Below are 12,392 nucleotides of genomic sequence, written 5' to 3' on the forward strand. Positions count from 1 at the left end.
TCAGCAAATCCTTGTCTAAAATACACCCATTCATTTTTAACTTACTGCGCAAGGGGAAAAGACAACATGCTTGAAGCCTTTTACGCCACAGAGCGCGGTAGCCTGGAAGATGTCACCATCAATGGTGACTTCGATTTACATCAGGATTTAGTCTGGCTCGATCTCATTGCCCCGTCTCAGGAAGAGCAGCAATGGATTATGGATGCCTATGATCAAAATTTACCCACATTAAAATCATTAGAAGATATTTCGTCGAGTGCACGATTCTACCGTGATGACGATGGTATTTTGCATATCAGCACCTATTTTTTAACGAAAAATAAAAATTTTCAGGTCGATGGCGAACCCGAAGAAAATGCCAGCACCTTAGCTACAGTACAAACAGTTGCCTTTATTTTGCATAAAGAGCGCTTATTCACTTTACGGGGTGAAAAGCTGGTGGCTTTCCGTGCCTTTCGTGCGCGCGCGCGTCGTAATGACTATGAAATTGACTATAAAGATCCAACTTGGATTTTATTGGGTCTTTTAGAAGCCAAACTTGATGAGCTTGCGGATATCTTGGAAGATATCCACAAGGACTTAGAAAAATATTCCACAGAAGTGCTGAATAACCGTCATCGTGAGATGATTTTAGACTTAGATGACATGATTACCCGACTTGCGCATTTAGAAGATATGCTCGGGAAAGCTCAGCTGTGTCTGATCGACTTACGTCGTGTTCTCACCTTCCTGTCACGACCTCGCGCATTAGGCAGTCATATTTATGATGCCGACATCCGAGAGCTCAGTGAAGATGTACGCTCTCTTGTTGAGCATGATGCCTTCTTGTTCCAAAAGGTTCGATTCTTACTGGATACCACTTCTGGGTTCATTAACACCGAACAGAACGATACGATTCGTCGATTCTCGATTTTACCAAGTATGCTTGCGCCACCGATGTTAGTGGCCAGTGTCTATGGGATGAACACCGATGTACTGCCCTTCGCGCATGGTACAACCAGTTTTATTGTGGTCAGCTTAATCATCGTGGCATTCTTTATTGGTCCATTGATGTACTTCCGCTGGAAGAAATGGATTTAATCCTTTCCTATTGCGTAGACTTGCGAGAGTTTCTTGTCCCGCTCAAATAAAAAAAACACCTTACGGTGCTTTTTTTATTTAGATCAATTGCAAGTCATGCTCAAGATGACAGGCTTGAATAATCTTCATCATTTTTTCAGGGACTGCTTTAAACTGCAAACCTTGCACTTTTGGCGTTTGACGTAACCAACGAACCAAAACAGCTAAAGCTAAAGTACTGCCATGCTCAAGCTCAGCAAGATTGACCACTAAGGGAAAAGCTTGCTGTTGTTGAATCAACTTCAAGCCGTCTTGATAATACAATTCGGCATTGTTGTAATCGATTTTGCCTGAAACCATCAATTCTTGTTGATGAAGTTTAATCACACATCACCTATCTTATTTTTTCTTGTCCAATGCTGCATCAGCATCAGGTTTGAAGTTCGCAATTGCTTTATCAATGTTACCGCCATTACGTTTTACAGTCGCCGCAAACTGATTACGGAATTGTAAGCCTAGGTCGATACCCGAAACGTTGATATTACGGATTTTCCATTGTGAACCTTTATCCGCCAACTGGAAAGAGACTGGAATTTTTTCACCGTTGTTATGGAAATCAATCGTTACAACAGGGTTCTTACTGTTCGACGCTTTATATGGACGCATGCTATACGTTTGGTTACTAAACTTGGCAAAAGCTGAACCATAGTTTTCGATCAGTGTTGCACGGAAGTTACGTTCAAACTGCGCACGTTGAGCCGCTGAGCTGTATTGATTCGTTGCATACGTACCCATCACGATACGTGTGAACGCTTGTGAATCGATATACGGGTCTAAGTTTTGACGAACAATCGTTTTCACAGCCGCAGGGTTATTTTGTAGTTTTGCGTGGTCTGCTTTTAAACGTGTAATGAGGCCATCAGCCACTTTTTTTACAAATGCAGGTGGTGCTTCGCTTGGAGCAGCAAAAGCTGTACCTGCCATCATAGTTGATAAGATACTTGCTGTAAGCGTATGTTTTAACAATGTGTTCACTTAATTTCTCCTAAAAATTATTCAACAAATGCAGGTTCTTCTGCCGTTGTTGTGTCAGCAGCTTCTGTTTTTTGTTCAGCTTCTGCTGTGCTGTCAGATTTGTTCCCTGCACCACCGGTCACAAATTTAGACACCAAATCTTCGATTTCCATCGTACCTTGGGTATTACCAATTTGGTCACCACGTTTTAAGAAGTTGACACCACCACCCGGTACAATTTTCAAATATTTCTCACCCAATAAACCATTGGTTGCCACCATAATGTAAGCATCTTCATCGATATTGGTGATGGATTTCATGTTAGCAATCAGTTGCTGTTCCATTTCTTTTTGTTTCGCAGGTGTTGCTGCTTCATAATCTGATGTGTAACGCAGTTCTTCGAGTGCATTCTTTTGCACTTCTTTTAATTGTTCTGCGTTATAAGAGGTTAATGAGCCATCCATAATCAGATGTGCTGTCACTAAGCGCGTCACAGGATCGAGTTTCAACGACTCCACTTGACCGACTTTAACACCGCTTAAGGTGACTTTGGCACGGGGTTTAATCCCGTTTACATTTTCAAATGTCGCGGTCAATTCATAACTGTCTTCGATGTTATTGCCGACCAAACCACTCACACGCATCGCCAAGAAGAAAATAGCGATAGCAAAAAGAATGACAAAAAAACCGACGGCCAGTTCACTCGTACGTGATTTCATTAAATACCTCCGAACATGACCGCAGTCAACACGAAATCTGATCCTAAAACACACAACGAAGAATACACGACAGTACGTGTGGTCGACGTTGCAATACCTTCTGAAGTTGGGACACAGGCATAACCCTGATAGACCGCAATCCAAGTACAAATTAATGCAAAAACAAAACTTTTGATGATGGTGCCATTAAAGACGTCTTTAAAGAATTGCACACTGTTCTCGATGCCACTCCAATAAGAGCCTTCATCTGCACCCAGAAAATCAACACCCACCAATTTACCACCCATGATGCCGACCGCAGCGAAAATCACCGACAACATTGGCAAGCTAAAAATACCAGCCCAAAGTCGAGGCGAGATCACTCGTTTTAATGGATCGACCCCGATCATTTCCATACTCGACAACTGCTCAGTGGCTTTCATCAAACCAATTTCAGCCGTTAAAGCTGAACCTGCACGACCTGCAAAGAGTAAAGCCGCAACCACAGGTGCAAGTTCACGCAATAAAGTCAGTGCAACTGCGGTGCCGAGCATCGCTTCACTACCAAAGGTCGACAGAATGCTATACATCTGCAAACCCAGTACCGAGCCAATAAATAAGCCAGATACCACAATAATCAGTAATGAAAGTACACCAACACGGTACATCTGATAAATAAACAATTTCACGCCAAGTAAAGTCGGCATGGAAAAAAGAATCTGCAGCAACATAATGGTTGCTACGCCGATTCCTCGAACACGTTCAATGACGCGTCTACCTAATGCGGCAATAGCATTCATGAACGAACCTCATGATTTAAATAGGGCTGATGACTGAATTGATAATCGACCGGACCTTCTACCGAACCCGTCAAGAACTGCTTCACAAAAGGCGAAGCATGTGCTTTTAACTGCTCAGGTGTTCCCTCGCCCTGCACTTTCCCTTCAGCCACCACATAGATGTAATCTGCAATTGATAATGTTTCAGCCACATCATGCGAAACAATAATCGTGGTTAGATCTAAAGCTTCACGTAGCGAACGAATCAAGCGAGTTAATACCCCCATCACAATCGGATCTTGCCCTGCAAAGGGTTCATCATACATGATCAACTCAGGGTCAAGTGCAATTGCACGGGCCAAAGCCACACGACGATTCATACCACCTGAAAGTTCAGAGGGCATCATTTGTTCTGCGCCGCGTAAACCAACCGACTCTAATTTCAACGCAACAATTTCTGCGATCAAATGCTCTGGCAACTTGGTATGCGCACGAATTGGAAAGGCTACGTTTTCATACACCGACATATCGGTAAATAATGCGCCGCTCTGAAACAACATCCCCATACGCGCACGCGCAGCGAAGAGCTCCTGACGTGACATCTGTGCAATGTTTTGCCCATCAAGCAACACTTCTCCACTATCGGGAGTCAATTGACCACCAATTAAACGGAGTAAAGTCGTTTTACCTGTACCAGATGGACCCATAATTGCAGTGATCTGACCACGACGAATTTTTAAACTGACATTGTCATAAATGACGCGCTCTCCTCGCTTAAAACTCAGGTTTTTCACTTCGATCAGTGCCTGAGTCTGAGAAGACGTTTGATTATTCATAGCTGAGGATTTTCCTGCATTTTTTTCAGCATGCATACTATAAAGGATTGAAGTTTAAAATGTTACCATTGCATGAGCGCATATCCCTGCATTCCATCAGGTAAATTGTTTTTTATTATTAATGCGATTTTATAGAGGGTGATTTCAACCCAATAGAAGAATTTAGTTAAAATAATTGTATATATAGTAAACGATATTACACAATAAGAGTGTCAAACCGATATAAGGCATAAGTACCTCGATCATTACTGTACGCATATTTGCCAACGCGTTTCCGTTCATATTAATTATCATTAAACACATAAAGTTTGATCAAGTATACATTTTTCTGATTAAAAAGCTAATTTAAATCCATAAAAAAAACCGGTGTTTCCACCGGTTTTTTCGATATTTCTTTCGAAATTCAATTAGTCATTGAATTTACGACGTGGACGGTCTTCACCGAAAGTGCGTTCGCCACGTGGTTTATCATCACCGAAACGTTTTGGACGGTCATCGCCGAAACGTTTTGGACGATCTTCACCAAATGAACGTTGAGGACGGTCACCGTTGAATTCACGACGTGGACGATCTTCACCAAATGAACGTTTTGGACGATCGCCATAACCTTCACGAGCTGGTTTGTAATCTACACGGTTACCACGGTTGTCATCGTTAGAACGACGGTCAAAACCACCTTCACGACGTGGACGATCGCTGTTAAATTCGCGACGTGGACGATCTTCAAACCCGCCTTCACGACGTGGACGATCGTTGTTAAATTCGCGACGTGGACGATCTTCGAAACCGCCTTCACGACGTGGACGATCGTTGTTAAATTCACGACGTGGTCGATCTTCGAAACCGCCTTCACGACGTGGACGATCATTGTTGTATTCGCGACGTGGACGATCTTCACCACCGAATGAACGACGTTCGCCATCACGGTTGCCTTCACGACGTTTGAAGTTTGATTCACCTTCAAAACGACGACCGCCACCGAAACCACCACGACCACCGCGACCGCCATCACGACGACCACGACCGCCATCACGGCTACCGCGTGCAGGAGGTGGAGATGGCTCAAGACCTTCAATTTCAGATACATTTAAACGTGCATCTAAGAAGTCTTCTAAAGCACGGATTTTACCGCGTTCACGGTAAGTCGCTAAAGTAATCGCGTTACCAGTACGGCCCGCACGACCTGTACGACCGATACGGTGTACATAGTCTTCGTTCTTCATTGGAAGACCGAAGTTAATTACGTGAGAAATTGTTGGTACGTCTAGACCACGTGCAGCAACGTCAGTCGCAACTAAGATTTTTGCACGACCTTCACGAATGCTACGTAAACGACGGTTACGTACAGTTTGTGGCATTGCACCGTGAAGAGCGACAACTGAGTGACCTGCTTCTGCAAGTTCTTCAGCCAACATATCTGTATCTTCTTGAGTAGATGCGAATACAACTGCTTGATCTACAGACTCATCAGATAACCAGTGAGTCAAAAGTTTTTTCTTGTGTTCGAAACCGTCAGTCCAGTGAAGAGTCTGAGTAATGTCAGTATTTGTAGAGTGACCAGTTTCAATCGCAATACGCTGTGGATCATTCATCATGCGTTCTGCAAGTGTAATGATACGCGGCGCAAATGTTGCAGAGAACATTAATGTTTGTTTACGGTTAGCAGCCAAGTCGCTGATCGCTTCTAGGTCTTCAGAGAAACCTAAGTCAAGCATACGGTCAGCTTCGTCAACGATTAACGCATCAACGTTGTCTAATTTAATTTGACGACGGTTCACCAAGTCAAGTAAACGACCTGGAGTCGCTACGACAACTTGTGCACCTTTAAGCTGTTGGATTTGTTTACCGAAAGGCATACCACCCATGATTGCAGCAATACGAACACCTTTCATGTGACGTACTAAAGCAATTGCGTCTTGGCTAACCTGTTGAGCCAATTCACGTGTAGGGCAAAGTACAAGAATAGACGGTGCAGTTACCGCTTTCATGCGCTCTTTGAAAGACATCAATGTGTCTTGACCAGCCAAAGCATTCACAGTTGGGAGTAAGAATGCAGCAGTTTTACCAGAACCAGTTTGGCTTGATACAAGAAGGTCTTTACCTTCTAATGCAGCTGGAATTGATTGTTCTTGCACTGGAGTCGGAGTAGTAAAACCTAGACCTTGTAATGCTAGTTGTAACGACTCATGTAAAGGAAAATCAGCAAAAGTTTTGCTCATAGAGTATTTCACCCCAAAAATGGGTGCTCCATTAAAAATATAAATTCAGATGGACATCGGCAAAAAGCGGCACAGCAAAAGACGCTGAAAATATAGAATCAGCGGCGATCCGAGAACGACGATGCGTATAACGCACACATGATTACAGCCGCAACCTGAAGGAATCGCTTAGCGATTGGGTGGGGCGCGAAATATCGTCCTCTCTTTGGACCGGAACGCGCATACACAATGATAGAAGAGAATGTTCAGGTAATGAACGAAATTTAGTGCGTGCGGGGATTATAGCAGAAAGTTTTTAAATGTCACCTGTTTTAGTCAACTTCAGAATATTTTTTGTAAGAAGCTTTAAGTTATAGGTGTTTAAGCCATTTTTTTTGACCGATTAGACAAAAATAAAGCCCTCATAAAGAGGGCTTTATTTCATTATTCTGTCAATAAACTCGAACTAAGCGTTCTATTATTTAGCAGCTTCACCCCAAGCTGGAACTACAGCTTGCATAAGCGGTTTAAGCATTTTCATAGAACATGCAAGTACTTGACCATTGTCCATTGAGTCGTTACCACCACGAGCATCAACCACAGTACCACCCGCTTCTTTCACAATAAGTTCGCCCGCAGCGATGTCCCAAGGTTTCAAACCAAGTTCGAAATAACCATCGAAACGACCGGCAGCAACATATGCTAGATCAAGAGCAGCAGAACCTGAACGACGGTATTGAGCACCGGCTTCAGTCACATTTAACAATGAGTTGAAATGGTTTTTCGCATAAGAAACCACTTCGCCATTACGAATTTTACGATACGCATGACCCACTGAAAGGAAAGTATTTTCTAGGCTGTCTTTTACATTTACACGAATACGGCGTTGGTTCATCATCGCACCGCGACCACGGCTTGCAGAGAACAACTCATCTTTCACAGGGTCATAAATAACACCGTGTTGAGTTACACCTTTATGTTGAACGGCGATAGAGATACAGAAATGTGGAACACCATTAACGAAGTTTAATGTGCCATCAAGTGGGTCGATGATCCAACACCAATCAGCGTCGTGACCTTTGCCTTCTTGAAGACCAAACTCTTCGCCTAGGAAACTGTGATTTTTATAGCTTTTACGTAGGGTATCGATAGTCAATTGTTCCAAATAACGGTCTACACGCGTTACTGGACCATCAATTCCTTTTTCTTCGACTTGTAGATCGAGTTTATGACGATTTTGATGCGCTTTTAAAAGCTCTTGACCAACTAATTGAGCCGCACGCGCAGCCATAACCACCATAGGTTCCATTGAACACCCACTACAAATTTGAAGATACTGATAAAGAATAATGCATAAAAGCCCTTATATCTTATCAAATATAAGGGCTTTTAGGGAAAAAATGTTTCTAAAAATTAGAAAATCAACAAACCACTGTTTGCTTATGTTTTAGCCAACTTTGTGTCACCGAAGCGCTAATGCCTTCAGCATCCAGTCCAGCCTGATGCAACATTTGAGCATGTGTTGCTTGATGCATGAACTCGTCAGCTAAACCTAAATTCAGCACAGGCTTAACCACGCCGGCTTGGGCTAAATATTCATTTACTGCACTGCCCGCACCCGCCATGACTGCATGCTCTTCAACTGTCACAAATAGTTGCGTACTTGCTGCGATTTGATCGATCAACTGTGTATCTAAGGGCTTCACGAAGCGCATATTAATCACACGTACAGCCACATCTAGCTTTGTCGCTAAAGCCTGTCCTGCCTCTAGTGCCGCTTGAACACGACTACCGAAAGCCAGAATAGAAATGGTGTCATCTTGCTGATCATTGAAGTTTGCAAGAATTTCACCACGGCCAATTTCAAGCTCGGTCATCTCTTGCTGAATCTCAACACCCAGTCCATTACCACGTGGGTAACGTACCGCAGCTGGGCCTTTATACAAATAAGCCGTATGCAACATTTGACGACATTCATTTTCGTCTTTCGGCGCCATGATCACCATGTTCGGCACGGTACGCATAAAGGCATAATCATATGCACCTGCATGCGTTGGGCCATCTTCACCAACCAAACCTGCACGGTCGATACCAAATGTCACGTCGAGATTTTGCAAAGCGACGTCGTGAATCAGTTGATCATAACCACGTTGTAAGAAGGTTGAATAGATTGCAACAACGGGTTTTACCCCTTCACAGGCCATCCCCGCAGCCAAAGTCACCGCATGTTGTTCTGCAATGGCAACATCAAAGAAACGCTCAGGGAACTGCTTGGCAAATTGCACCATGCCTGAGCCTTCACACATCGCTGGGGTAATCGCCAATAAACGATCATCCTGTGCAGCTTCATCACATAACCACTGACCAAAAACATCTGAATATTTCGGTGCAGTTGCCACTGCAGCAGGTGCATTCACTTTACTGATGGCATGATATTTAATTTGATCTGCTTCGGCAGGCGCAAAGCCTTTACCTTTTTTGGTATAGACATGCACTAAACGTGGGCCTGTGCGTTTTTTTAAGGCTTCAAACACGTGTGTCAATTGTTCAACATCGTGCCCATCAAAAGGACCAAAGTAGTCAAAGCCAATGGCTTTAAATAAGTTATCTGCAGCATCGGTCGCAGCACAATGTAGGCGTGAGTTATACGCCCATTCAGGATGCGGTTGAATATAGGCTTCGCCATTTTCAGAAATATTAACCGATTGACCACTTTCCCAAATCGCAGCCAAATGCTTGGCAAAACCACCGGTACTGCATGAAATCGACATATCGTTGTCGTTCAATACCACCATGAGATCAGCATGGTGTGCCACCGCATCGTTCATTGCTTCAAAAGCCATGCCCGCTGTCATCGCGCCATCACCCACGATTGCAACCACATGACAGGGATCTTGCTTGAAGCGACGTGCCAATGACATCCCAAGACCAGCAGAAATCGCTGTTGATGAATGGCCTACACCAAAGGTGTCAAATTCAGATTCTTCACGGGCAGGAAACGCTGCCAAACCATCTTTGGCACGAATCGTCACTAATTGTTCACGACGACCGGTTAAGGCTTTATGCGGATAGGCTTGATGACCTACATCCCAAATCAGACGATCACGTGGCGTATCAAAACAATAATGTAATGCCACGGTTAATTCGATCACCCCAAGATTGGCACCAAAATGCCCACCACTTTGTCCGGCCGCATACAAAATAAATTGACGTAACTCATCCGCCACTTGCTCTAATTGGCTGCGCTCGAGTAAACGAAGTTGTTGAGGATGGTTAATCGTATCCAGCAACGGTGTTACAGGGCGTTGAGATGGTATTTCTTTATACAGCATAATGTGGCAAAGCCTTCTAAAGCCTGGCAAATTCCTAAGCTCGGTCTAAATGGGTAACTCGATCATATCGTCGAATTGTATCACCTTACAATCAGCCAAACTTGTAGCGATGTAATTTTTAGCAATGATCTCGTTGGGGAGATTTTGAATGAGTCAGATTATCCTGAATAATCTTCCTATTTATCAACTATTATCGTTCGCTTTATACAAAAAAGAAAATGTTCTGCATAAATTCGTCGTTGCAATTCTACCAATGTCCAAGCATTACGCTATACTTTAGCCAATTTATAATCGAATAAACGGGTTAAGCAGTGCCTATAGAATTTGTCGCAACGTCAAGATTACCGACCGCTTTTGGTGAATTCAATATTACGGTTTTTCAGGATCCTGTAACCGGTGAAGAACATGTCGCACTCTCTAAAGGACTAGAACAAGCTCCCACTGAACCTGTTTTAGTACGTATCCACTCCGAATGCCTGACCGGTGATGCCTTCGCTTCACTTAAATGTGACTGCGGCCCACAACTTCAAGCCACCCAAAAATTAATTAATGAAGCGGGTCAAGGGGTGATTTTATATTTACGCCAAGAAGGTCGCGGGATTGGTTTAACCAATAAAATCCGTGCCTACGCCCTACAAGACCAAGGCCATGACACAGTGGATGCCAATTTATTATTGGATCTTCCTGCCGATGCACGTCGTTATGATATGTGTCCTATCATGTTGAATCATCTCAACATTACTGCGGTACGTCTCATTACCAATAACCCATTAAAAATTGAAGCGCTACAAGAGCAAGGGGTGAATGTCGTTGATCGTGTTCCGCTGACTGTGGGTTTAAATCCATTTAACGAACAATATTTAAAAACCAAACATGATCGTATGTCGCATATGTATCAGAAGGATGATTTTTAAAAATCCTTTAAATTCTCCATAAATTAATCCCTCCAAACCTCCCTTTACAAAAGGGAGGCTTCCCCCCTCTTTATTAAAGAGGGGTTAGGGAAAATTCAAATCGTCATCGAAAAAATACGATTTTCAGGGACACGACGTTTTAATCGTAAATCAAAAGCCATACAGATATTGCGGACGAAAGGCTTGCCTGCATCACTCACCTGAATGTGCTGATCAAAAATCTCGAGCAAGCCATCTTCTTGCATTTCAGCCAATTGCGCTAGTACTTCATCAAGCTCAGGAAATTGCATTTCTGGACCTGCCCAAGAAGTTTGGAAACTACACATCAAATTAAGAATATGTTTACGAATGATTAAGTCCTCATCTGTCAGCACATGTCCCCGATAGGCTGGAATTTCATTCGCTTCTAAACGTGCATAATAGTCTTCAATTTTCTTTTCATTTTGTGCAAAGCTGTACCAACTGTCACTGATCGAGGATAAGCCGAGACCAATCATTACTTGGGTTTTCGATGCGGTATAGCCCATAAAATTACGGTGCAAACTGCCCTGCTGAAAAGCTTGATACATCGGATCTTGGGTTAATGCAAAATGATCCATTCCAATTTCATGATAGCCCTGCGCCAGTAGCTGTTTTTTACCTTCTTCATAGCATTGACGCTTTAAGTCATCTTTCGGGACATCGGCATCTTTAAAACCACGCTGACCATTGCCCTTAATCCACGGCACATGTGCATAGCTATAAAAGGCTAGACGATCTGGCATCAAACGAGTGGTCTGTTCAATGGTATGCAACACATCGTTTAGATCCTGAAATGGCAGACCAAAAACCAAGTCATGCGAAATAGAGGTATAGCCAATATCACGTGCCCACTGTGTCACCTGCTCAACATGTGCAAAGGGCTGAATACGGTGGATGGCTTTTTGCACCTTCTCATTATAATCCTGCACCCCATAACTCACGCGTCGAAACCCAACATCGTACAAGGCTTGTAAATGCTCACGTGTGGTATTGTTCGGATGCCCTTCAAAGCTAAATTCATGTGCATCGGCAATATCCGCCTGCGCTAGAATGCCTTGAATCAACTGGGTGAGATGCTCAGGAGAAAAGAAGGTAGGCGTTCCCCCGCCCAAATGAATTTCTTTAATCATCGGTCGATCGACCAAGAGCTGACAATATAAGTCCCATTCTTTCAGCACCGCCTGAATATAAGGCAGCTCCATCTCATGTTTTTTCGTGACTTTTTTATGGCAACCACAAAACGTACATAAGCTTTCACAAAATGGCAGATGGATGTACAGACTGATGCCTTCGCTTTGATTGGTCTCATCAAATGAACGCTTCAAGCCCTGTTTCCACTGTTGCAATGAAAACTCAGCTTCCTCCCAATACGGTACGGTTGGATAACTGGTATAGCGTGGACCTGGTACATTATATTTTTGAATTAAAGAACTCGCCTGCTGAGACATCGATGCACCATTTCAATCAATGAGATTCAATTTAAATCTACCTTATGATTATTGTGCTGAGCTTCAGAAGTGAATTCAACCTAGCAAATTTGT

11 protein-coding genes are annotated in these 12,392 nt (G+C 43.3%); 2 read left to right on the plus strand and 9 right to left on the minus strand.

All coding sequences use genetic code 11. The annotated features are described in order from the left end of the window. Nucleotides 1-66 precede the first annotated feature (66 nt). Complete coding sequence (locus B1202_RS03995; RefSeq protein ID WP_078189297.1) at nucleotides 67-1,080, plus strand: CorA family divalent cation transporter; 1,014 nt, start codon at nucleotides 67-69, stop codon at nucleotides 1,078-1,080. A gap of 78 nt (nucleotides 1,081-1,158) precedes the next feature. Here the strand turns inward: B1202_RS03995 and B1202_RS04000 are convergent, their stop codons facing one another. The 8 genes from B1202_RS04000 to dxs all read right to left on the minus strand — a co-directional run bounded on the left by B1202_RS04000 (nucleotide 1,159) and on the right by dxs (nucleotide 9,916). Continuing rightward, nucleotides 1,159-1,419 (minus strand): STAS domain-containing protein, encoded by a 261-nt coding sequence (locus B1202_RS04000; protein ID WP_283774101.1) that lies wholly within the window; start codon nucleotides 1,417-1,419, stop codon nucleotides 1,159-1,161. Between the two features lie 39 nt (nucleotides 1,420-1,458). Further along, complete coding sequence (locus tag B1202_RS04005) at nucleotides 1,459-2,094, minus strand: MlaC/ttg2D family ABC transporter substrate-binding protein (protein ID WP_078189299.1); 636 nt, start codon at nucleotides 2,092-2,094, stop codon at nucleotides 1,459-1,461. A gap of 17 nt (nucleotides 2,095-2,111) precedes the next feature. After that, nucleotides 2,112-2,792 carry an outer membrane lipid asymmetry maintenance protein MlaD gene (locus B1202_RS04010; protein WP_078189300.1) on the minus strand — a complete coding sequence of 227 codons (681 nt, stop codon included), beginning with the start codon at nucleotides 2,790-2,792 and terminating at the stop codon, nucleotides 2,112-2,114. Continuing rightward, nucleotides 2,792-3,571, minus strand: coding sequence for a lipid asymmetry maintenance ABC transporter permease subunit MlaE (gene mlaE / locus B1202_RS04015; RefSeq protein ID WP_078189301.1), 780 nt, complete (start codon nucleotides 3,569-3,571; stop codon nucleotides 2,792-2,794). Before mlaE ends, B1202_RS04010 begins: the two co-directional genes overlap by 1 nt. Then, a complete protein-coding gene (locus B1202_RS04020; RefSeq protein ID WP_078189542.1) occupies nucleotides 3,568-4,386 on the minus strand; it encodes an ABC transporter ATP-binding protein in 819 nt (272 codons plus the stop codon). The genes mlaE and B1202_RS04020 overlap by 4 nt, the downstream gene beginning before the upstream one ends. Before the next feature lie 407 nt (nucleotides 4,387-4,793). Then, the gene (locus B1202_RS04025; protein WP_078189302.1) at nucleotides 4,794-6,605 is read right to left on the minus strand and encodes a DEAD/DEAH box helicase; all 1,812 of its coding nucleotides are present in this window, start codon (nucleotides 6,603-6,605) and stop codon (nucleotides 4,794-4,796) included. 457 nt (nucleotides 6,606-7,062) lie between these two features. Next, the gene (locus tag B1202_RS04030; RefSeq protein WP_078189303.1) at nucleotides 7,063-7,893 is read right to left on the minus strand and encodes an inositol monophosphatase family protein; all 831 of its coding nucleotides are present in this window, start codon (nucleotides 7,891-7,893) and stop codon (nucleotides 7,063-7,065) included. 112 nt (nucleotides 7,894-8,005) lie between these two features. Beyond that, a complete protein-coding gene (gene dxs, locus B1202_RS04035; protein ID WP_078189304.1) occupies nucleotides 8,006-9,916 on the minus strand; it encodes a 1-deoxy-D-xylulose-5-phosphate synthase in 1,911 nt (636 codons plus the stop codon). Nucleotides 9,917-10,227: 311 nt separating this feature from the next. Between dxs and ribA the strand changes: the two genes are divergently transcribed. Next, nucleotides 10,228-10,830: a GTP cyclohydrolase II gene (gene ribA, locus B1202_RS04040; protein WP_078189305.1), complete on the plus strand. Its 603-nt coding sequence runs from the start codon at nucleotides 10,228-10,230 to the stop codon at nucleotides 10,828-10,830. Nucleotides 10,831-10,925: 95 nt separating this feature from the next. On the opposite strand, the gene hemN is transcribed toward ribA, so the two are convergent. Further along, on the minus strand, nucleotides 10,926-12,299 hold the full coding sequence (hemN, locus tag B1202_RS04045; protein ID WP_078189306.1) for an oxygen-independent coproporphyrinogen III oxidase: 1,374 nt from the start codon (nucleotides 12,297-12,299) through the stop codon (nucleotides 10,926-10,928). Nucleotides 12,300-12,392 lie beyond the last annotated feature (93 nt).

The organism is Acinetobacter amyesii (assembly GCF_002018365.1).
GTDB classification, from domain to species: Bacteria; Pseudomonadota; Gammaproteobacteria; order Pseudomonadales; family Moraxellaceae; genus Acinetobacter; species Acinetobacter amyesii.

Bases quoted from the DNA above. Each gene is read 5' to 3' on its own strand.
- mlaE (WP_078189301.1), bottom strand. From the start codon at position 3,571: ATGAATGCTATTGCCGCATTAGGTAGACGCGTCATTGAACGTGTTCGA.
- B1202_RS03995 (WP_078189297.1), top strand. From the start codon at position 67: ATGCTTGAAGCCTTTTACGCCACAGAGCGCGGTAGCCTGGAAGATGTC.
- B1202_RS04025 (WP_078189302.1), bottom strand. From the start codon at position 6,605: ATGAGCAAAACTTTTGCTGATTTTCCTTTACATGAGTCGTTACAACTA.
- B1202_RS04000 (WP_283774101.1), bottom strand. From the start codon at position 1,419: ATGGTTTCAGGCAAAATCGATTACAACAATGCCGAATTGTATTATCAA.
- dxs (WP_078189304.1), bottom strand. From the start codon at position 9,916: ATGCTGTATAAAGAAATACCATCTCAACGCCCTGTAACACCGTTGCTG.
- hemN (WP_078189306.1), bottom strand. From the start codon at position 12,299: ATGTCTCAGCAGGCGAGTTCTTTAATTCAAAAATATAATGTACCAGGT.
- B1202_RS04030 (WP_078189303.1), bottom strand. From the start codon at position 7,893: ATGGAACCTATGGTGGTTATGGCTGCGCGTGCGGCTCAATTAGTTGGT.
- B1202_RS04020 (WP_078189542.1), bottom strand. From the start codon at position 4,386: ATGAATAATCAAACGTCTTCTCAGACTCAGGCACTGATCGAAGTGAAA.
- B1202_RS04010 (WP_078189300.1), bottom strand. From the start codon at position 2,792: ATGAAATCACGTACGAGTGAACTGGCCGTCGGTTTTTTTGTCATTCTT.